At 41.2% G+C, this 21,990-nt stretch carries 15 protein-coding genes; 3 read left to right on the forward strand and 12 right to left on the reverse strand.

The genetic code is table 11. The features are described from left to right. Nucleotides 1–6 precede the first annotated feature (6 nt). From H5158_RS05455 to H5158_RS05500, 10 genes are all read right to left on the reverse strand, one after another. Nucleotides 7–411 carry an MAPEG family protein gene (locus H5158_RS05455; protein WP_145233112.1) on the reverse strand — a complete coding sequence of 135 codons (405 nt, stop codon included), beginning with the start codon at nucleotides 409–411 and terminating at the stop codon, nucleotides 7–9. A 115-nt stretch (nucleotides 412–526) separates the two neighbouring features. Next, nucleotides 527–1,390, reverse strand: coding sequence for a PhzF family phenazine biosynthesis protein (locus tag H5158_RS05460; protein ID WP_182739629.1), 864 nt, complete (start codon nucleotides 1,388–1,390; stop codon nucleotides 527–529). A 164-nt stretch (nucleotides 1,391–1,554) separates the two neighbouring features. Beyond that, on the reverse strand, nucleotides 1,555–2,421 hold the full coding sequence (gene blaCARB, locus H5158_RS05465) for a CARB/PSE/RTG family carbenicillin-hydrolyzing class A beta-lactamase (RefSeq protein ID WP_182734283.1): 867 nt from the start codon (nucleotides 2,419–2,421) through the stop codon (nucleotides 1,555–1,557). 135 nt (nucleotides 2,422–2,556) lie between these two features. Then, a complete protein-coding gene (gene recD, locus H5158_RS05470) occupies nucleotides 2,557–4,530 on the reverse strand; it encodes an exodeoxyribonuclease V subunit alpha (protein ID WP_182717394.1) in 1,974 nt (657 codons plus the stop codon). Further along, on the reverse strand, nucleotides 4,527–8,147 hold the full coding sequence (gene recB / locus H5158_RS05475; protein ID WP_182739630.1) for an exodeoxyribonuclease V subunit beta: 3,621 nt from the start codon (nucleotides 8,145–8,147) through the stop codon (nucleotides 4,527–4,529). The genes recD and recB overlap by 4 nt, the downstream gene beginning before the upstream one ends. Then, nucleotides 8,134–11,442: an exodeoxyribonuclease V subunit gamma gene (gene recC / locus H5158_RS05480; RefSeq protein ID WP_182717392.1), complete on the reverse strand. Its 3,309-nt coding sequence runs from the start codon at nucleotides 11,440–11,442 to the stop codon at nucleotides 8,134–8,136. Before recC ends, recB begins: the two co-directional genes overlap by 14 nt. 167 nt (nucleotides 11,443–11,609) lie before the next feature. Next, nucleotides 11,610–12,674 (reverse strand): alkaline phosphatase D family protein, encoded by a 1,065-nt coding sequence (locus H5158_RS05485; RefSeq protein ID WP_182717391.1) that lies wholly within the window; start codon nucleotides 12,672–12,674, stop codon nucleotides 11,610–11,612. After that, nucleotides 12,671–13,798: an alkaline phosphatase family protein gene (locus H5158_RS05490; protein WP_182717390.1), complete on the reverse strand. Its 1,128-nt coding sequence runs from the start codon at nucleotides 13,796–13,798 to the stop codon at nucleotides 12,671–12,673. The genes H5158_RS05485 and H5158_RS05490 overlap by 4 nt, the downstream gene beginning before the upstream one ends. 66 nt (nucleotides 13,799–13,864) lie before the next feature. Further along, nucleotides 13,865–16,234, reverse strand: coding sequence for a TonB-dependent receptor domain-containing protein (locus tag H5158_RS05495; RefSeq protein WP_182717389.1), 2,370 nt, complete (start codon nucleotides 16,232–16,234; stop codon nucleotides 13,865–13,867). Between the two features lie 367 nt (nucleotides 16,235–16,601). Then, nucleotides 16,602–17,645, reverse strand: coding sequence for an alkene reductase (locus H5158_RS05500; protein ID WP_149982560.1), 1,044 nt, complete (start codon nucleotides 17,643–17,645; stop codon nucleotides 16,602–16,604). Between the two features lie 145 nt (nucleotides 17,646–17,790). Here H5158_RS05500 and H5158_RS05505 point away from each other — a divergent pair, with 145 nt between their 5' ends. Together H5158_RS05505 and H5158_RS05510 are read left to right on the forward strand one after the other, a co-directional pair. Continuing rightward, a complete protein-coding gene (locus tag H5158_RS05505; RefSeq protein WP_145233102.1) occupies nucleotides 17,791–18,372 on the forward strand; it encodes a TetR/AcrR family transcriptional regulator in 582 nt (193 codons plus the stop codon). 72 nt (nucleotides 18,373–18,444) lie between these two features. Then, nucleotides 18,445–18,840 carry a DUF2750 domain-containing protein gene (locus tag H5158_RS05510; RefSeq protein ID WP_145233101.1) on the forward strand — a complete coding sequence of 132 codons (396 nt, stop codon included), beginning with the start codon at nucleotides 18,445–18,447 and terminating at the stop codon, nucleotides 18,838–18,840. A gap of 82 nt (nucleotides 18,841–18,922) precedes the next feature. On the opposite strand, the gene H5158_RS05515 is transcribed toward H5158_RS05510, so the two are convergent. Continuing rightward, entirely contained in the window at nucleotides 18,923–19,435 is a 513-nt protein-coding gene (locus H5158_RS05515; protein ID WP_310736229.1) for a gluconokinase, read from the reverse strand. A 150-nt stretch (nucleotides 19,436–19,585) separates the two neighbouring features. Between H5158_RS05515 and gntU the strand changes: the two genes are divergently transcribed. After that, a complete protein-coding gene (gene gntU, locus H5158_RS05520; RefSeq protein ID WP_182739631.1) occupies nucleotides 19,586–20,929 on the forward strand; it encodes a gluconate transporter in 1,344 nt (447 codons plus the stop codon). Between the two features lie 42 nt (nucleotides 20,930–20,971). Here the strand turns inward: gntU and gntR are convergent, their stop codons facing one another. After that, nucleotides 20,972–21,979, reverse strand: coding sequence for a gluconate operon transcriptional repressor GntR (gntR, locus tag H5158_RS05525; RefSeq protein ID WP_182739632.1), 1,008 nt, complete (start codon nucleotides 21,977–21,979; stop codon nucleotides 20,972–20,974). Nucleotides 21,980–21,990: the final 11 nt, after the last annotated feature.

Consider the following 21,990-nt stretch of genomic DNA (forward strand, 5'->3'; position numbering starts at 1 on the left):
ACCTTGTTAACTGCTCATTTTTTCAATGCTATACATCACCCACATTGCGAGTACTGCGATGAAGTTAATTGTAAAAACACTTCCTCGCAGCCTGATGTTTGAAGTGAATATTTGAACACCACTGTGCAACACTCGCCCAGCGATAAAGACCCAAGCTAGCAAATAATAAGCTGAACTAATTGTTGAATCAGTAGAAATTAAAAGCACACAAACCAGATGAAAAAATACCGGCCACTCGAATTGGTTGCTCAAATTAGCGCTGAGTTTTGGCTGTATAGATTGAAATGGATTAGAGCCATCCGCTCTTTTACCAAGCCCCCATACACTTGGGGCTCTGGCAATAGTGAGCAAACCATATAGCACAACACACAAAATCACGTGCGCGAACATGGGCAAAAATATAGTATTCATTTCACACTGAGTCCTTTAAAGTAATCTAACCTTCGCTAAAACAAGCTTCTTCAACATAGAATAAAAACAGTCAATTGTACGCTATTGTCAATTACTAGGCTTAAGAGAGTAGCTGTTATACGGCAACTATTACTGAGCCTATACTATTGGCAAAACCACCCACCTTTACGCTGTTTATTATTGAATTGTTAGACTCAACTGATGCTGTAATTATTGAATGGCAATTCATAGCCCTACCTTGTTCAAAAACATATTCACTTCCTAACTCAGTAAGGTGCTCGGTAAGGTAACATGCTAAAGCCCCACAAGAGCTTCCTGTTGCTGACTCTTCAGAAATACCAAACAAAGGAGCAAAGTTACGGCAGCTGGCTGTATGTTTACTTTGCACTTCACAAAGCTCAAAAACATGAAAGCCAACAAGGTTATGCTGTTTGCAAAAATCAGCGATACGTTCATCGTTTGGCTCTATTGCATCTAAATAGCCATGAGGAACAGCAATAATGACATCGGCTAGTCCTGTTGAAATAGCTTCAATAGGTAAGTTTGTGCTTTCAAGTATATCACTTTCAATACCTATCACATGGGCAATTTCTTGATATGAAAAACCAGCTATTTTTTCAGGTAACTGCTGATCCATGACAACCTTACCATTTGGTTCAATACTCACTGATAACATGCCAGCCTTGGTGCGCTGAACATAAGTGCCCGCAGTAAGCATACCTTCTTGGAACATAGTAGAAAAAGTAGCTAACGTAGCATGGCCACAAAAATCAACTTCTGCTGTTGTAGTAAAAAAAGACACCTCAAAATCAGCTTCATTATCACTAGCAACAAAAGCCGTTTCTGAATACCCAACAGCTTGGGCAATTTTTAATTTTTGAGCATCTGTGAACCTGTCAGCATTAAACACAACACCAGCAGGGTTGCCACCTTTGCCATTTACTGTAAACGCACTTACCAAAGCAACTTCAATATCCACCTGTACCTACTCCCTCTATAACGAGCCTTAAAAGTGACTCGTTTTATTTATCTTTTAATCCATCAACCATAGCCGAGTTGCTATTTTGATTCAATGGTTTAGCTGTTCTGGCAGGATCATCAGACTTAACTCTTTATCCATGAAAGACCTCAACGTTAGCTTTATCAACGAGACTGCGATGTATAAACTTTAAAAATGGAGTTCCCTAGTTTAGCGATCACCTCATTGCGTTCTTTCATTGAGACCTCAGTTTGCGCTATATAGATGCTAATTATGATCGGTGATTGATGTTCACTCCATACTACAGCTGTAATGCTTCGAGCACCAAAGCCACCAGCTCCGGAACGATCGGCTATGTTCCAACCTTCAGGCAACACTGAGCGCAACAAGTTACCAGTTACTTGGTTATTGACCATCCATGCTTTTAACTTTTCTTGGCTCATTGGAGAAAGTGTTGAGCCGAATAATAGTTCATTTAAAGTGTTTGCTATTGATTTAGGAGTCGTTGTATCCCTTAAGTCTCCTGGTATTCCTTCATTTAACTCGGGCTCAAAACGGTCTAAGCGAGTTTTTTCATCCCCTGTGTGCCTTACAAAATCAGTTATGCTTTCTGTGCCCCCTACTGCATTTATGATGATGTTTGCCGCGGTATTATCACTTGTTTTCATGGTTGCAGAGCACACATCATCGAGGGTTATTGCTTGTCCTACATACTTTTCTATAACCGGAGAATACGTCACAAGATCTGTCTTTTTAATTTTGACTGTACTATTAAGATTAATATCCCCTTGCTCAGAGTCATACAATAACTTTGCACAAGCAATTGTTTTAAAAGTACTTGTCAAAGGGAAGCGTTCATCACCTTTGTAATCCCAGTATTCTCCATTTTTAGTATCAAGAACCGTTACCCCTATCCGGCCCGAAAGCGTCACTTCGATTAACCTAGCTTCTTGCTCCACTTGTTGAAATTTTGGGCTATGTGAAAATGCCACAAATGGTATTAAAAGCAAAATAACCAATAAAGAATTCATCTATTTAATCCCATGATTCTGATTAACCAGCATTTTATATCAAAGCATCTGTGACAACAAAAAAGCTAAAGCTTGACCTACATGATAAATTTAACGGGGTCAGAGCAAGCAGCTTAAAACTTAAAGCTTTCCCTTTCAAAACTCCACCAACCTCTCATACAATCCTGATGCCCTGCTGACTGATTTATTCATTGCCATTAACAACACTTTTTTATCAGCCACCAGCTCGAAAGTGTTTTTAGCACGGGTAATGCCGGTGTAGACTAACTGGCGGTTGATGCCGGCAGTTGCTTGGTTTTGTGGTGGCAGTACCATAGCCGTATAGGCAAACTCGGAGCCTTGTGATTTATGAATAGTCATTACATAAACTGTGTCATGGGCTGGTAGTCTGGCTGGTGAAAATGCCCGTTGATTGCCCTGCTCGTCAATAAATATGGCTTTGAGCTGGGCACTGTCGTCGTGCATTAAAATCCCAATATCTCCATTAAATAGTTTTAGCTGATAATCGTTTTGCGCAATCATAATCGGCATGCCCAAATAATGCCGCTGATTTGAGTTTACATTAATCAATCCTTGCTGGCTTAATTGCGTTTCAATGCGTTTATTTAAACTATGAACGCCATAATCGCCTTCGCGTACTGCGGCTAACAACTGGTAACTGGCAAAAGCTTTATGTATGTCTTGTACGCTCGCGTGTTGTTTAATTAAATTAAGATACTGAGCGTATTTACTGGCGGCGCTTTGTACTAGTTTATCAATCGGTTTACTTACAATGTCATAGTCTAAAATAACGTCTTTAAATTGGCCGCTGCTCAGCTCTTGCTCTACATAATTGAGCTTGCCGCTGTTATTGGTATTAACCGCTAATGCTAATTGACCTATGCCGCTGTCGGCTGTGAAACGGTAACTGTGCTGTAAAAACGCGATACAGTCGGCCAGTTTGAATTGACTATTACCTGCGACTAATTTGCGCTGGTTATTAAAGCATAAGCTGTTTAGTTCAGCGCAACGCGCCTCTGAATAACTTGGTGTTTGGCCAAGCACTAAACCTTGGCATAAATCGCTCATTACACTGCCGGTATCAACCGAGGCAAGCTGGTCTTTGTCACCGAGTAATATAAGTCGCGCATGCTCTGGTAAGGCCTCAATTAGTTTAGCCATCAGCGATAAATCAACCATCGACGCTTCATCAATGATCAATACATCTAAATGCAATGGATTACTGCGGTTATGCCTAAACTTATTAGTAAACGGTTTTACCCCCAGTAACCGGTGAATCGTTTGCGCGCTTTCTGGGATCAGCGGCGTAATAGCAGCGCTTATTTTATCTTTTAACTGTTGTTTTGCCCCAAGGATTGATTCACTTAATCGCGCAGCGGCTTTGCCTGTCGGTGCCACCAACTTAATACTCAGTGGGGCATTTTGATAAAGCGATTGTAAAATTGCTAGTAGCTTAGTCACGGTCGTGGTTTTACCTGTTCCTGGGCCACCGGTAATAACGCTAAAGCCTTTGGTTGCTGCCATCGCACAGGCAACCTTTTGCCAATCGAGCCCTTGCTCTGGTGCATCTTGTTCGGGGAAATAGTCACAAAGTAACTGAGTTAACTTATCGCTATCAATATCGAGCTTACGCTCACTCATTAACAACAATCTTGATGCCAGTGTTTGCTCATAACCGCTTAGACGTGCAAAATAAAGTCGTTGTTCAAGTAACTGTAACGGTTTAGTCTCCCCGACACTAGGATGGTTTTGCAAGCAATTAATTGCCTCTGCGGTGGTAAATGTGTCGTTAAACGGGCTGAGTGTGTCAGGAATTATGCCCGCTAGTTTGGTAAAATCACTTTGGCGTAAATTAAACGGATTACGCCAATCTACCTGCGCTAAATCTAAACAGCTGTGCTGACTTTGCTGCGATAAACAGAGTAATAAAAGCAGTGAATAAACGTCGTTTGGTTGTTGAGTTTGCTCACTGCTACACAGTAATTCTGCCAGTTTTATATCAACCATTCGTAGCCGGTTTTCGCTAAGTAGGTAATCAAATAATGGCACTATTTGTACGTCGTTCGTCGCTGCTGTTGCAATGGCTGTATTGGTATCTAACACGCTCATAGCATTGCTCCTTGGCTATTTTCGGTTGCCTCATCTATGCTTTGGGCAACACTGCCTTGACTAAAAAGCCCATCTAAAATAATAACTTGCTCGGCGGTCAACTTTTTAAAGTACACACCTTTTCCATCTGCCATACCACGTAAAAAGGTGTAATATACGCCACCTAAATGCTGCTCAATGCTGTAATTGTTGATCCGTTGTTTTAATAACCGATGCAATGCCACGGTGTAAATTAGATACTGTAAATGGTACTGGTGGCTACTCATAGCTTGCTCTAAATGCTCTTGCTCATAATCAGTTGGCTGGTTGCCTAAAAAGTTAGACTTATAATCCAAAATAAAATACTGCTCGTTATGACAAAATATTAAATCGACAAACCCTTTTAATAAGCCTTTTACATCATAAAAATCGAGCCTACTTTGATTAAAACCAAAGTGCTTAATCAATGTTTCATTCAAGCCTTTTGCCGTTAAACTGGTAATTGGCAGATTAAACTCCATTTCAACCAAACAATCCCGTGGCGTTAATTTACTTAAGCTTAAACCGTTTTCATTCAATGGGCAGTTTAACGCGGCAAGCACCCATTGCTCAGTTGTCTCTTGCCATTGCTCACTAATATGGTATTTGTTTAAGCTGCGCTCAACTACCACGCTTAGGTTTTGCTCATGGTTTGTGGGGTGCTGCTCTGGGCTGGTGAAATCCAATTGCTCAAAAATCTCGTGTAAACAACTACCCGGTTTTGCCCCCTTGGGAAAGCTATAAGGTGAGCGAATATCGTCTTGTTGCGTGGCAAACTCATCTTTTTGATGATCTTCGTCGCTGCGCCCAGGTTCTAAATGCTCGCTATGACTTTTAAAACTCAGCGCACTAAAACTGGTGATGCGCCAATCACGTTCAATTTTAACTTTAACCTTATTAACACTCACACTGTGACTTTGTGTTTGGCTTGATTGCAGTGATAATGCACCCTGCTGAGATAACTCTTCGCTAGTAAACTGTTGATAGCTCATGGCTGGTTTGTCAGCACAAAACTCTTGTAAATGCGTGCGCCACACTAAACTACTGGTGATATCAAGTCCTGCAAATAATACATGCCCTAAGGAGCTACTTTGAATTGCCAACCGACTACTTTGTCCTTGGCCTAGGTTATACATACCAATTGCGCAGTAATGAACGGCGCGAGTGAGTGCAACATACAATAACCGTAGATCTTCAGCTAGGCGTTCTTGCTCCGCTTTTTGTAACGCATCATCGTTTTTACTGAGATCGTAAATCAGCTGGCCATCCTGATGATACAACGCATCTTTCGTTTCACGATAACCGCTGGCAAATGGCATAAATACCAGCGGGTATTCAAGCCCTTTTGAAGCATGCATAGTGACTATTTTTACCAAATTGGCATCACTCTCAAGGCGTACTTGCACGGTTTCACCATCTTGTTGACTTACTTGCTGCGCAAACCAACGTAATAACCGTAAAGTACCCTCTAGCTCGATTTGTTTTTGCTGTAGGATCTCGCCTAAATGACGAAAATCGGTCAGCCAACGTTCAACGTTGTAACCCAACCCTTGCCATTTCGCGCTTAATTGATTGTGACTGAGTAAGTGCTCAAGCATTGCCATTGCACCTTGTTTGTACCAAATAGAGCTCAGGTAAGCAAAAAAGTTAAGATGCTCTTGCCACTGTGCTTCATCATCAGCCAAGGCATAAATGTCATTATAACTTAAGCAAAATAGTGGCCCAGCTAACACGCCTCGCAACAATGATTCGTTGTATTGGCCATGTAAAGCCGATAAAAAATTAAGTAAATGATGGCTCAGCTCTTGGCTAAATACACTCTCACGGGATAAGTACACGCTCGCAATTTTGGCATCACTGAGGGCTTTTTTCATAATTTGCGCTTCAACCCGATCACGCACCAAAATACAAATATCTGCCGCCGTGACTGGCTTATTCGCAATACACGCACGCCCTTGCTGTGCTTGCTCAAGTAAGATCACTATTTTATTGGCAAAATAGCTAGCTAAATGTTGCTGGCCAATGCCTTTATTAGTTGGTTTATTTTTTTCATCTGCGGCGCTATCTGCAAACACACAAAACTCAAAGGCGGTGGCAGGTTGGCCATCTATTAAAAACGATTTATCGGCTTTTTTACCTTGTGCCGCCACGCGATTAAACGGGATCGCATCGTTATAAATAAAGCTGTTATCGTGTTTACTAAACAGTGCATTGACGCTTGCAACCACATCGCTACTGGAACGAAAGTTAGTACCAAGGGTAAATTGCTGCTCCTTTGCCACTTCGTGTTTAGCACCAATGTACGTAAAAATATCCGCGCCCCTAAAACCGTAAATAGCTTGTTTAGGGTCGCCTATCATGGCAAGCGTGGTGTTTTCTTGGCTATAAATTTTACTAAAAATACCGTACTGAATGGGATCAGTATCTTGAAACTCATCAATCATCGCTACCGGGAACAACTGCGCTATTTTTTCTGCCAGTGCTGCGCCTTGCTCTGTATTGAGTGCACTGTGCAAATTAGTTAATAAATCATCAGGAGTTATAACGCTTTGCTCTTGCTTGCGTTTTACAATGGCTTGTTTAACCCAACTTGCCGCATGTTGCACAATAGCGATTGCCAAGCCTTGATTAACAGTGTTAACAAGCTTAGCCATTTCATCAAACTGGCTAAGCATTACATGACTAAACAAAGGCTGATTTTTTTTATAATTAGCTTCGTCACTGAGGTTTTCAGTACTCCATATTTCATAAGAGTACTTGTTTGTACCAAACTCAAAAAATAGCTCATCACCTTTACAAAATGCCTCAAGCGCTGCAAGGCTACCTTTACGTGCAGGTGTTTTGGCACCACTTAAGCCAGAGCTTTTTACAGCTGCAATAAATTCGCTATCAAGGCAGGCTTTTTTAAAGCTCGCGACTTTACCAAGATATAGCTCGCGTGCTTGCCACACATCATCTAGTTTTATTTGCGGAGTAACCAGCGCATTGCCTTTATTAAGTATGTTGGCCACTTTACTAAATAACGCTTCAGGGGCAGCAAATACCTCTAAAATTGCATCGGTTTTTTCTTTATTGAGTGGATATACAAACACTCGCCAAAAATCTTTAATGGTTTCAAGCAAGATCTCCCGTTGATCTAAAATAAACTCCAAATTAAACGCCACACCAGACTCAAACGCATGCTGTTTTAACATTCGTTGGCAAAAACCATGAATGGTGAATATTGCTGCTTCATCCATCGATTTAGCGGCGGCATCGAGCAAATCAAATGCACGGTGTTTATCATCGATTGTGGCGATCACAGCATTGATCAGCTCATCCTCTGTTGCTTGGCCAAGCAGTGCATCACGTGCTGCTATAATACGAGTGCGCACACGGTCTTTAATTTCTTGGGTGGCGGCATCGGTAAACGTAACGACCAATATTTGTTCAACACTCAACGGAGTATTTACGGGCGATGAGTGTTGTTGCGCGATTTGCATGCCGAGTAAATAACGTAAATATAAACCTGTAATAGTATAAGTTTTACCGGTGCCTGCACTGGCTTCAATGAGACTTTGCCCAATAAGCGGCATCGTAAGTGGATTAAGCGCTTGCATGGTCACTCTCCTTTGCATGTGCAAATAACGGCGCAAGTAGCATATCGCTCCAGCGTATAAATTCCTCTTGGCACTCATTCAACGATTGCGTTGTTAAGCGAATATAGGGGTTCTCGCCCTCGCCTCGGCCAATATATTGTGGGCTAAATTTGCTCATTGCTTTGCCAATATCGCCACCACTTTTTACGTATTCATAGCCACTCACAGGAAAAAACGCTACGGGTTCTTTAAGTAGCGCGTTATATAAAGTAAACCAATCTTGCAACAGTGCTTGGGCATCTGCTTTATCCAAAGCTGCAAAAGTGATTTGTTTATCAAGCCCAAGTAATACAGTTTCTACATGTTGATCCACGCACTGCGCAACAAGGTGATATATAAAGCCCTTGATGAGATCTTTTGCCTTGATACTGGCACTACGATAAAACACTTGTTTGTGCTGATAAAGATGATTTAACCAGCCTTCAAGCTCAGTACTGTTGTTATCACTGTGAAGTGTTAGCGCAACTTCAATCGGTTCATTTTTGCCGCCCTTGATGTGCTCTTTAACTTGCCCTGCCAGTGCATCAACCCGGTGCTGCATTTTCTCAAAGATCAAATCTCCAACATGCGCCTGCGGTAACTCGCCTCGTTGCAGTATTTGCTCACGACTAAGGGGCTGCTCAAAAATAGCCGCTTCGAGTATTTCGTCGAGATAAAAATAACGCTGCAGTGCGTCTAAACTAAATGGCTCTTCATCTTTAGCTACTTCGTTAAATTGTGCTAAACGCAACCCTAAACTTTGCTGATAAAAACTCTCTTGTGCATTGCATACGCTGCGGATAAACATATCCAGCTCAAGATGTTCAGGTGCGCTGACCTCAAGCGCCGTCAGTGGCTCTGGGATTATCGCCTGAGCGGGTAACCAAATTGGATTATAACTGTGATTGGATTGCAGCGTATTAGTGGTATCTGCCTGATAATTTAGGCTATTAAAAGGCTGTAAATGCTGTTTATTGATCAAACACTCAGGCAAGGTTTGCTCACTTGGCTCAGCAAATTTGAAACTGCGGCCAATGTATTCTAGTAATTCACTCACTAAGGTTGATGGCATACGCGGTTGATTATCAAAACATGAACGGCCAATATAGCTCATGTATAAGTTATCACGGGCACTGAGCAGCGCTTCTAAAAATAAGTAACGGTCATCTAATTTGCGCGATCGGTCACCTTTTTGCTTTTTCGAATAAGGCACTAAATCAAAACCAATCGGCTGCACAGTTCGTGGGTAATCGGCATCGTTAAGCCCTAACATACACACCACTTTAAATGGCACAGCACGCATTGGCATTAGCGTACAAAAGTTCACTTGGCCGACTAAAAAGCGTTGCCCTACACCTTTTTCTTGAATGCCTTGTTTAATTAAATAACTCACAATACGCTGTGACACTACTTGCGTGTAATCGCCATTATCATGGTGCTTTTGCAGCTCTTCGAGCACCTTTTGCAGTACCAGTAAATCCCAGCTATCGTCGCTTTCGCTCTCGTAAATAGCCGTTAATAGTTCACTCAGGATAAGGGTTTTATTAGTTAGCGTGTCGTCTGGGGTGAGCCTGTGTTTAAAGTGTTGCAATACATCAATAAAATGCACTAATTTATTGAGTGTATCAAGTGCCATCCCTTCCACTTCATCAGCGCTATATATGCCATTAAACGGGCATTGTTCATCACGTTGGGCAATACCTAACAATAAGCGGTTTAAGCCATGTTGCCAGGTATTTAATTCTATCGCGGGTAAATCAAAGCTATGCTTATGCTCGGCGTTTATTCCCCACTTGACGCCAACACGCTCAAGCCAATATTGAATTTGCTCATATTCGTGCGCTTCAACACTAAACTTTTCAGCTATTTGCGTCACTTGCAGTAAATCAAGGATATCTGACACACCAAAGCGCGAAAACGGCAGATCAGCTAAGCTTGCAAACGAACTCAGTACCGGTTTTTCTTGCTCAATGGCTAGATCGGCTAACGCATAGGGAATAAAACGGTTACCCTGCGCACCACCAAATACCGCTTCGATGTAAGGGCTATAAGTGCCAACATCCGGCATCATTACTATAATATCTTTTGGGGTGAGTGCGGGGTTTTGATTAAATAAATTAAGTAAGTAATCGTGCAAACGCTCAACTTCTCTAAGTGGAGTATGGCAATCACTTAGAGCAATGCTGGTATCGGTAGCGCTTATTGCAAGCTTACCTTCATCGTTTATAAACCATTCTTTATTGTCAGTAAGGGATTCACCTTTAAACGCTAACTGGTAAATTTCGCTTTGAATTTGACCAAGTAAACTGTCGTCAAACACATCAATAAAGCCATCAATCCAGCTTGCGTCACGCTGTACCAGTTGTTCAAAGTAATCACGGCCTAATTTACCCCACGATGATAACAACGGATTACCAATAAAATAGTAGTCTTGCTCTGGCTCACTTTGCTTTTTTTGCTGCGCTTCCAGCAATGGCATTTTGGCGTATTTAGCCGTTATTTTAGCTGCAGTTTTTTCATCAATTAAATCCCCCCAATAATGTTCGCTGGGATTAAAAAAGAATAAAAACACCTCAGTTTTTTTACTTAATGCATCAAACACATCAAGTTGCGAACTGGCAATGGCTGAAATACCAAATAAACTGATCCGCTTTGGTAATAAGCTACTGTCCATTTTATCAAGCGCGGCTAATAACTGCCCTTGCATATTGGCGCGATGAAACTGACTTTGCCCAAGCACTTGACTATGCGCTACTATTTTTCGCCACAGATCAGGCTGCCACGGCGCGATACTAATATCTACATCATCTAATTTATCAGTGCCGCTGTCCCATGTGGCTATCCAGTGCGGACGGTACATTAAATATTGGTCATATACATCGGCTATTTTTTCACATAAAGCAAAGGTTTTTTGACCGTCAGTATCACCTGCTAGGTAGGTTTTAAGGGGTAAATATAACGGTTCATCAATGCAGTTTGGTAAAATAGCAAATAACTTCCAAGCAAGATTAGGTTTATTAAACGCCGACTCTTTGGGTACATTCGGTAATAGCTGCTGGTATAACTGCCAAATGAAACTCGACGGCAGTGGAAAATCTACCTGTGCTGCCACCCCCAAACTTTCACTTAAACCAATTTTCAGCCACTGCGACATACCCGGAGATTGCACCAACACCACTTCTTTATCAAACGGGCTGCTTAATGGGTTTACTTTTAAAAGCTGATGAAACTGCGCTTGCAGGGCTTCCATACGGTTAGATTGAATAATATTGAGCATAGCGACACTGTTCTTGCTTGAGATAAAAACAGTGTAAGATATTTTCAATTATAGGGGTAGCCATTGTCGCTAATTGGCATTAATAAATCAGCGAGTTAGCACAATAATTAACTCACTTTTTATACGCACAGTATAGCTACTGTGCGTTTTATTTTCTGAGGGAGTCATTATTTATATGGGCTAATACTTGATAAGCTAAATTGGCTTTGCATGATCACATCGCCATCAATGCCTTTTAGCTGGAGTGAAATAGCTGGATCTGTTTGTTGCCAATCAATGCTTAAATCACCGTAATTAACGTCATGTGTGAACTTCCCCACGCGGTGTTTATTAGGACTAACGTTTTTCCATTTTTCAGTAAGGCCTGAGCTGGTCATTTCAATCAGTGGATAATCAAGGTTTTGTTCATACCTTGATATCTCACCCCAATGTGTGTCACCACTGATAATTACCACGCCGTTTACTTTGTGTTTTTTAATTAACGCAAATAAACGGTTTCTATCCTCCGGAAAATTAGCCCATGACTCCCAGCCGGTAAAGTCAGGCAGTAACTGTAAGCTCGAAGCAATCAGTTTAATTGCAGCAGGCTTTTTAAGCTCTTGTTCAAGCCATTGCCACTGCGCCTCACCTAACATCGATGCGCCTTTTACTTCACTTGGGCTATAAGGCCCTTGATTATTCGCTTTACGCTCAGTCTTGTATTGTGTTTCACTAACGTGGTTAAGTGCATCGCGGTTCCAACGCAGATCAGGCATGATCACTTGTATCGTGTGCTCACCTTCACCATACATATACGAGGTATAAATCCCATCGGCACGTGTGCGACGCACTGAACCCGGTGGCTCTTGCCAAAAGTCGAGCATAATTTCCCGAGACTGTTCTTTATGTGGGTACTCTTTACCTGCATCATTTTGGCCAAAATCATGATCATCCCACATGGCAATAAGGGGAGTCTGTGCTTTTAACGTTTTAAAGCCGGGCTTAGCGCCTAAGCGCTGATATTTATCGGCAAGTACGCGCATATCGTTGGTGTCGCCGTAGATGTTATCACCCAAAAAGATAAACAAATCTGCCTGCTCTTTATTGATCGCGTCAAAAATCGGAATATCTTTATCTTGATGCCCACATGAGCCAAACAGTATTTTTTGTGGCGTTAGTTTTTGCGGTGTACTTAATACTGAAAAACTCGCAACAATGCTTACCAATGCGGCCGCTTTAATTAAATGCTTCATTTTAAAATCTCATTAATTGCATCCGCCATAGCGGGATTAAGCTGCTTAGGGTTTTCGCCAAGTACGGTTAAAATCGTTGCCGCAACTTGTGCTTGTTTGAGCTCTGTTGTTGTTTTTAATAAACCTTGCGGTTTAATATCTGGGCCAATTGCAGCTAACCAAATATGCTCAGAGCCAATAATTCCCTCAGGAAAAGCTTTACGACCTTGCTCCGATTTTGCCATTGCTTGTTTTGAACTATGATGCTGCCAATCATTAGCGTTACTGCCACGGCCATGATCCGTGGTGATAATAAGCGTTGTGTTATTTTTATAGCCAGGTGTAGTCTGAATGGTTTGCCATAAATCTTTGATAAAAGCGTCACTTTGTTTAGCCGACTGCAAATAGTGATCGTAATGACCATCATGGGCAAAATCATCGGTTTCACCTAAGCTGATCACTAATAACTTAGGCTTTTTTGCCAGCATATAAGCTTTGGCAAAACGATATGTAAAACTGTCTAAACGCACATTATGCCAAGGACTTGGGATCTCCTGTTGTAAAGCATTTAATAGTGGCGCATCGGCAAATAAGTCTGCCTCAATTGGCATAAAACCCGCATTTACATATACGTCGCTGCGTTTGGTATTAACAATAAACGGAAATACATCCCAACTACCAAATAAGGCGGTTTTATTTTTATAGTCAGCGCGTTGCTCTAATCGCTCTAAAATAGTTTTATTTGGATTTGGCGTTTTATCATTACTGTTAATTGCCTCATCAACACTGCCAGTTAAGATCTCACTGTAGCCTGGGTATGAAAAATACCACGGGTTACTCACCGACATTGTTGAACCATTCTCTCTATCGCCAATTAACACACCGTGTTGAGCAATCGTATTGCTAATAAATGGCATTAACTGAGCTTGTCGGGCGTGTTTGTCATCGCGCCAAAACTGTTGTTTCAATTGCTCAGGCTGTTTAACAAAATCGGGATTTGCTAACAATTTTTGATCGGCGCCGTTAAATACCTCTTGCCAACGCACTCCATCAAGCGTCACAAGCACGACATTATCACTGGCTTTGACAATATGACTTACCATTAATGTACAGCCTATTACGGCCAGTTTAGCTATTGCTTTCATAGTATTCCTATCAATAAAAACCCATCAACAAGGATGGGTTTTGGTTATTATTTTTATAATTAGGGCTTAAAAATTAGCAGTAAATGTAAGTGCTGCAGTTCGTGGTGCACCAATAAAATAAGTGCTGCCATTACCTGTCCCACCCGCTAAATACTGTTTATCTGTTACGTTAGTGACAGCAAAAGCAATATCGATTGATTTAAATGGGCCGGCATTGACGTCTGCAGCATAACCGGCATTGATATCAAGCACGGTATAACCATCAACTTTATTACGTGTACGAGTTTGCTCATCTAAAAATGCACCTAAGCGTTCACCGGTATATTTAGCGGATATACCAAAGCGGAAGTCGCCACTGTAATAATCGGTCGAAAGCACAAACATATCGCTTGGTGAATCGATAACGTCATCGCCTTTTTTAAAGCTTGGCGGTAGCGCTTTTCCGTCTTCATCTTTGAGGATAACACCATCGGCATCGTAGGCACTTGGATCGTGCGATGCGTATTCAGAGCTGTTATTAGTGTATGAAGTATAAATATTCCATTCATTTGTAAGCATATAACTTGCTGATAGTTCAATACCTTGCGAGTCAATACCACCTACATTGATGTAAGAGCCATTTGTACCTATCGTATAATCAATCCCGCCGGTATCACTGCCAGGTGCGATAAAAGTAATACGGTTATCAAAGGCAATAGAATAAGCGGTCGCAGTTAGGCTCAAGCGGTCTGCTTTATAACGTACACCAAAGTCGATATTTTCAGCTGTTTCTGGTTCAATTTCTGTGAGTGTAGAACTATCACGCTCCAGCACTCCATCTTTAATTGCTGAGAAATTTTCACTAAAACTGGCAAATAACTCAGTACTGCTAGTTAGCTGGTACAAAGCACCTGCACTAAATAACACATCTGAATCACTGTTTATTTTATCAGAGCGTAGATCTGCAAAATGATCGTATTTTTGTAATTCAACTAAATACTGTTTAGCGCCAAGATTAACTGTAAAATCGCCTAGGCTGATAGAATCTTGTACGTACCACTTAAAGGTATCTGTTTCAAAAGTATTTTTATATTGCGTCCAGTATGGGGTGCTATCAAAGTGATGATACACGCGAGCGTCAATAACTTTATGCCAATCACGAGATTCGTCACGATCAGTTTGCTCAAGCCAAATACCTGCTTCAATATCGTGCATCCCTAAGGTTAATTTATAATCGGCGGTTAAACCTAAACGGTCCTTGTCATAGTGTGTATGGCGATATGACATTACCGGTATTGCGGAATCTGGGTAACACGCCGGATTCAACCCTGTGCCTGAATCCCATGGCCAACTGAGTGTATCCGTACAATTTGCATTAGGCGTTAATGGCTTACCTTGGCTATCTGCAAAACCATATGAGCCAGCATTTGTGCCGCCTTCGGTTGTTGGATTACCGTCTTTATCGACAGGTGATGTTAAATAAGGTGGGATCCAATCACCACGCCCTGAGTTTTTATGGTAATAAGGGCTGATTGTTAATAATGACGAAGGTGAGATTGCGTATTCAAACTTTACGTAACCTAACGCATTTTCACGCAATGTACCCCAACCTTCTGCAAACATTTGGTCAAAGTGTGGCACGCCAGTCCAATTCCAAGTTAGTTGATCCCAATCTGGTGTTTGCGCAAATTGCTGCAAGCTCACACTGTTATAGTTGGTCTCACTTACATCATCATACGATAAACGCCCTGTTACAGTCAGCGCATTAAAATTAGATACAAATTTAGCCTCAGCATGTTGATTATCTTTACCGCCATTACTGCCATCACCTATCCAGCGGCTAGTATTGGTTTGTGAATAACTCACATAAGCTTGCGTGTTATCAAAGAGAGTGCCAGTTTCATGCTTAAAATAATAACGGGTCGCATCATGGTCACCATTGGTGTAAGCAAATGTAGTTCCTCGCTCAAGGCTAGGATCTTTACTAACAAAATTAAACGTACCACCGAGTGCTTCAAGTGATGCTGAGGCGATATCTGAGGTACCTTGGCCCACTTCAACCGTGGCTAAGTTTTCGCTGTCTAGATAGCGATTAGCTTTTGCACCACCGCCATAATTAGAGCCGCCGTTTGGAATACCATCAACCGTCATACCTAACTGCTGCTGGTTACCATCGATACTAAAGCCGCGCATCGTAATAGTGGTAGACCAATCATCACCACCAAATGCATCACCTTCGTTAATACTAATTCCCGGTAGGTTATCCATCACCGATAATACACTTGATACCGAACTCTGCTGTTCAATCATTGATTGCTCAATCACACTATTTGCATAGCTCGTTGGTTTTGCCACGACCGTGACTTCTTCTATTTCGTTGGTATTTGCAAAGCTATTAGTTGAAAACGCTAAAGCGATTGCTAAGCTTAAAGTCGATCTTTTAGTAAAAGTACGCATTGTTGTCCCATTTGCAATTATTGTTTTGTATACGGGCAAAGTATGGAGGGAATATATGACAAAAAAGCTCGAAAAAATTGACGTAACAGTGACAAATATATTGATTATTTATGGCAACAATGCAGCTTAACCAATTAACATATAAAGATATTATAATTTAAATAACAGTCTATCGCGGTAATATTTGTAGGAAATAGAGAGGGAGTTAAATCAATACGAAAGAGTATTTTTCACAGTATTAGTAACGATTAAAAGGCAATATTGCTAATCGCAAATAAATACCTAAAACGAGTTTGCAATCAACATGCATGGCGTTAATGCAACCACCTACGGGCGTAGGTGGTTTAGTGACTAAAATAAATTACGTTTAAATTAGTTCAGCCAACATTTCATCACTATACGGAACCACTTCTTCAGCATTTTTGATTTTACTGATGTAATCTGGGTTTGCAATAAACGGGCGACCAATAGCAATTAAATCAAACTTATTGGCGTTAATAGCAGCTTTAGCCGTGTCAAAATCATAGCTACCAACACCCACTAAAGTACCTGAATAAGCCGCACGTAAATATTCTGACGTCGTTTTATCTGCAAGGCTTGCAAAGCGCATGCTATCGTCAAAAATACCGCCATGTAAGTAAGCGAGTGCTCGGCTATTCAACTCGTTTAAGAGGTAATCAAATACCGCTTTATCGCGGCTATCTTCGCTCATATTAAAGTAAGCGCCAGGAGATAAACGTAGCCCAGTTTTATCTGCGCCGATGACGTTAATTACCGCATCAACAACTTCAAGTGCAAAACGCGACATATTCTCTGGAGTTTGCCCGTATTCATCATCACGCTCATTGGCTGCATAATGTAAAAACTGATCGATTAAGTAACCATTCGCACCATGGATCTCAACGCCATCAAACCCAGCTTCAAGCGCATTCTCTGCAGCCTTTGCATAATCTGCAATTAATGACTTAATATCGGCAGTGGTTGCTGCTTTTGGGGTAATATAAGTAAGCTCACGCATACGTGGTACAGAGCCTTCAACACCAATCGCAGATGGGGCTAAAACGTCGCCATCAAAAAAGTGTGGATGTGCAACCCGACCAACATGCCAAAGTTGTGCAAACATTTTACCGCCCTGCTCATGCACAGCATCGGTTACTTTTTTCCAGCCTTGAATTTGTGCGCTGGTAAATAAACCTGGCGTATTCGGGTAACCTTGCGCATCAGGGCGAATAATCGTGGCTTCACTAATTATTAAACCGGCTTCAGCACGGCGTGCGTAGTAATCAACCATCGCTTGGGTTGGCACTAAGTTATCGTCAGCCATACAACGCGTTAGCGGTGCCATAAGTATACGGTTTTGTAATTCAATCGTGTCATTAAGCTTAAACGGTTGCAGTAGATCAGTGGTCATTCTTATCAATCCTTATCTTGAGTGTACATTCAAGATAAGGGCGAACAATAAAACATTCAAGTCTATTTTTGAATATTTGTTCAAGATTAAGTAAACTAACCCCACATACACCTTATAAGTCAAATAGAATGCAACAGAGCGCCCTATGAGAATAGCCGAATTTGACCGTGAATTTGTACTTCGCCAAGCGATGCTGGCTTTTATGCAACACGGTTATGCTAAAACGAGTATGCAAAAATTAACGCAAGTTACAGCACTTCATCCGGGATCTTTATATGCTGCGTTTGGCAATAAAAAAGGTATTTTTTTAGCGGCTATTGAGCAATATCAGGCTGATCGAAATCAGCAATTTACGGCACTTTTTTGTCAACATAAACCCGTTTTACCAAGCCTACGCCAATACTTAGACTCAATAGTCAACGAGTGCATCAGTGGTGATGCGATGAAAGTATGTTTACTGACTAAAAGTATTAGTGAAGTTGAAGGGCAAGATTCACAGATCAGCCACGTACTGATGACAAATTTAAACGCCTACGAAAACGCCCTCGCCGAACAATTTGAGCGCGCGATAAAAGAAGGTGAAATACCAAACACACGCACAGCTGAGCATCTAGCTCGTTTTTTAGCAATGGGCCTTTACGGCTTGCGAACCTATGCACTGACTAACCGCTGCGAACAAGATCTAAGCCAACTCGCTGACGATTTATACCACGCAATGTGTAATTAATTTTTAACTAATCGACATTTTGTCATATTAGTCAATATACTATACCTAAGCCATTCTAGAGAGAGTCTATTAATGAGTAATGCAACTGCAACCGCATCTGAAAAATTCGAGACAATCTTAAATTTAGGAGCCAAAAAAAGATTGGCTTTTATGTTTGAGACCGTCCAAGAGTTCAAACAAGTGTGGATATTAAATGACGACGATGGCTGTGTTATGCTCGCCAACGAAGATGATGATTGTGTACCGGTATGGCCTGAACGTATTTATGCCGAGGCATGGGCTACCGGTGAGTGGGAAAATTGCACAGCTAAAGCAATTCCATTGAAAGATTGGACAACCCGATGGACACCCGGTCTTGAACAAGATGACTTACTTATCGCCGTTTTTCCAACCGAAGAAGACGACGGCACAATTTTATTTCCTGATGAATTTGATTCACAACTAAAAGCACCTAAAAAGCGTTACTAATTGAATATGTATCAGTCGCAGGTTACTTGGTTTCCTGCGACTTTTATTACTCACACATCCTCTGAAAGAAGCACTTTACAGTTTATTTCAAGGTCGCTTTAAAACAACTTTCAACTACGTCTGCAAATGGTTGGTCTATATCGATAGTAATAACATTGTTTTCATCCGGCATTTCAAGCGTATCAAATTGGCTTTTTAACAATTCAACTGGCATAAAGTGGCCTGTTCTATCCTGCATTCTTTTTTTCACTAGTTCAAACTCACCATGAAGGTGTAAAAACGTAATTCCCACATTGCCATCACATATTTGCTGACGGTATTTTTGCTTCAAGGCAGAGCATACTATCACTGCGACTTCATTTTTCTTTTCAATACTAAAAGCAGCATCACGAATTCTTTCTAACCACGGCGTTCTATCATTATCATTAAGTGGCTCCCCAGCAGACATTTTTAATATATTTGCTTTTGGATGCAGGTCATCACCATCAATAAACTTAACATTCATTTTTTTTGCTAATGCAGAACCAACACTTGATTTACCAGTGCTTGATACGCCCATAATAATAAATATACGCCCAGTTTTTGTTTGGCTCACTTGATTAACCTCTATTTAATTTTAAATTCATTGCTGTTCAATGTATTTATTATTTTAAGTTACAGGTAGTATGTTACCCGTAACAATTGGTTATGTGAAGTTAAACAAAATTAACCGAAAAATGATTAAGATCGTATTAGTAGGAAGTATATGTCAGATTTATCTTTAATTTTAACTGCAGTAGGCTCTATCTTTTTATTACTTTTTCTCGTAATGAAAGTAAGGCTTCATGCCGTTGTATCTTTGATATTAGTCTCGATGATCGCAGGATTGTGCTCAGGCATGAGCCCTGAAATGATCACAAAAACAATTGAAAAAGGCATGGCTGGGACACTCGGCTTTGTAGCTGTAGTGGTTGCCTTAGGTGCTATGTTTGGCAAGGTTATGGAAGAAACGGGTGCACTGGATCGCATTGCACATACTCTTTTACACAGGTTTGGTGATAAAAATGCCAATTGGGCACTGACTTTTACTGGTTTCATTTGTGCTTTACCATTATTTTTTGATGTTGCTGTGGTGCTTTTAATTGGGATTGTTTTTGCGGTGGTCAGAAAAGGCGGCGGCAGTGTAATTAAAATTGGCATTGGTTTACTAGCAGGAATAGCATCTTGCCAAGCATTTTTAATTCCCGCGCCGGGCCCTATTTTAGTGGCTTCTGAATTAGGGGCTGACTATGGCTATATGATTTTGTTTGGCTTACTTGCAGGTATTCCCGCGATGCTACTTGGCGGCCCTATCTGGGGAGCGTTTATCTCAAAATCTATTGATGTTGAACTGCCCGCTCATGCTCAAACAGAGAGCGAAATAAGAGAAGGTAAAGGCATTCCTAGCTTCGCTCTTGCCCTTGGTTTAATTGCCCTACCTTTGTTTATGATCAGCTTAAACACCTTAGGTGGCCGGTTTGTGCAAAACGACTCGAGCATCGCACATTGGCTTGCATTTATTGGTCATCCTTTTACTGCCATTTTAACCGCTTGCTTAATGGCTTTTTATCTTCTTGGTGCCAGACGAGGTGTGCCTAATATCCGAATAATGGCGATCTGTGGTAGTGCGCTGCAACCCGCTGGCGTGATTATTCTTGTCACTGGTGCAGGTGGCGTGTTCAAACAAGTATTAATTGATTCTGGTGTCGGTGATGCATTGGGTAATTATCTTGCAGGTTCAGGTTTACCCATTGTTATTTTAGCGTTTGTTTTATCCGCAGCAGTTAGAGTAATTCAAGGTTCTGCAACCGTTGCTATGCTAACAGCATGTGGCTTAATTACCCCAATGTTAGCGCCTCTTGGGCTCAGTGGTGCGCAACTTGCTGCAATTACGATTGCGATAGGTGGTGGCTCTATCGTGCTTTCTCATGTGAATGACTCGGGGTTTTGGCTGGCAAGTCGCTATCTTGGTCTAACTGAAATGCAAACTCTTAAAACGTGGACCGTGATGGAAACAATTATTGGTACATGTGGCGCGATAGTCGCAATATTGATCTCGCTGTTTCTATAGCGACTAAATGCTCAAGCTATATTCGCTTGAGCATTTTTTATACTAAGCACTTTCACCTAAATGAATTTTATAACCCACATCAACAACCCGTTCGTCATCTGTTACACCCTGTTTGTTATCAATAGCGCTCAATAACGTTTCGCCAGCAAGATTGCCAATCCGTTGACGTGGCGTTATTACACTGGCAAGCTGCGGAACCATAGATTGACCAACATCATGACCATGAAAGCCAACAATAGCCATTTGCTCTGGTACTGCTATATTATTTTTTTGACACTCGAAAATCGCACCAATCGCCAAGTCATCATTGGTACAAAAAACACAGTCTGTATCAGGGTAATCCTTGAGTGTTTGCACTATAAGCTTGGCGCCTAAACTATACGACGATGGTTTATCTGTCATGATACTTTGTGGCATCAATCCCCTTTTAGTCATCGCAGCGGTATAACCTTGCAGTTTCAGTTTGGTTCGCATATCGAGCCTGGCACCTAAATAAACAATATGTTTATAGCCTTTATCTATAAGAGCGCTGGTCATATCAAAGGCCGCTTTAATATTATCAAAGCCAATTGAATACTGAATGGGTGGATGGTTAATATCCATTATTTCAACAACTGGAATACCTGCCATTTTTATCATTTGCCGTGTTCGTTCAGTGTGAATTGTCTCAGATAAAATTAATCCATCGACATGATAAGACAATAAATACTCCACCCTTTTCTCTTCAATCTCTGGGCTATAACCATAATGCGCCAGCATGGTTTGATAACCTGCCGGTTCAGTTATTTCTTCAATTCCTCGGATCACTTGCGCAAACACTTGATTAGTCAATGATGGAACCAGCACGCCGATAGAAAAGCTTTTCGCATTTGACAATAAATCGGGGGCTTTATTAGGTATATAACCAAGTAAATCAATCGCTGCACTGATTTTACTGCGCGTAGCCTCAGATACTTTTGTAGGACTTTTTAAATAACGACTTACCGTCATTTTAGTCATACCTACAGCATCGGCTATATCCTGCAAAGAGGAACGTTTACTTTTTTTCATTACAGATAATT

Source organism: Pseudoalteromonas sp. SR45-6 (assembly GCF_014163545.1).
GTDB lineage: Bacteria > Pseudomonadota > Gammaproteobacteria > Enterobacterales > Alteromonadaceae > Pseudoalteromonas > Pseudoalteromonas rhizosphaerae.

Coding starts and splice junctions, on each gene's coding strand:
- H5158_RS05490 (WP_182717390.1), bottom strand. CDS start 13,798: ATGAAAGCAATAGCTAAACTGGCCGTAATAGGCTGTACATTAATGGTA.
- H5158_RS05455 (WP_145233112.1), bottom strand. CDS start 411: ATGAATACTATATTTTTGCCCATGTTCGCGCACGTGATTTTGTGTGTT.
- H5158_RS05485 (WP_182717391.1), bottom strand. CDS start 12,674: ATGAAGCATTTAATTAAAGCGGCCGCATTGGTAAGCATTGTTGCGAGT.
- gntR (WP_182739632.1), bottom strand. CDS start 21,979: ATGAAAAAAAGTAAACGTTCCTCTTTGCAGGATATAGCCGATGCTGTA.
- recC (WP_182717392.1), bottom strand. CDS start 11,442: ATGCTCAATATTATTCAATCTAACCGTATGGAAGCCCTGCAAGCGCAG.
- H5158_RS05500 (WP_149982560.1), bottom strand. CDS start 17,645: ATGACCACTGATCTACTGCAACCGTTTAAGCTTAATGACACGATTGAA.
- H5158_RS05495 (WP_182717389.1), bottom strand. CDS start 16,234: ATGCGTACTTTTACTAAAAGATCGACTTTAAGCTTAGCAATCGCTTTA.
- blaCARB (WP_182734283.1), bottom strand. CDS start 2,421: ATGAATTCTTTATTGGTTATTTTGCTTTTAATACCATTTGTGGCATTT.
- H5158_RS05505 (WP_145233102.1), top strand. CDS start 17,791: ATGAGAATAGCCGAATTTGACCGTGAATTTGTACTTCGCCAAGCGATG.
- H5158_RS05510 (WP_145233101.1), top strand. CDS start 18,445: ATGAGTAATGCAACTGCAACCGCATCTGAAAAATTCGAGACAATCTTA.
- recD (WP_182717394.1), bottom strand. CDS start 4,530: ATGAGCGTGTTAGATACCAATACAGCCATTGCAACAGCAGCGACGAAC.
- recB (WP_182739630.1), bottom strand. CDS start 8,147: ATGCAAGCGCTTAATCCACTTACGATGCCGCTTATTGGGCAAAGTCTC.
- gntU (WP_182739631.1), top strand. CDS start 19,586: ATGTCAGATTTATCTTTAATTTTAACTGCAGTAGGCTCTATCTTTTTA.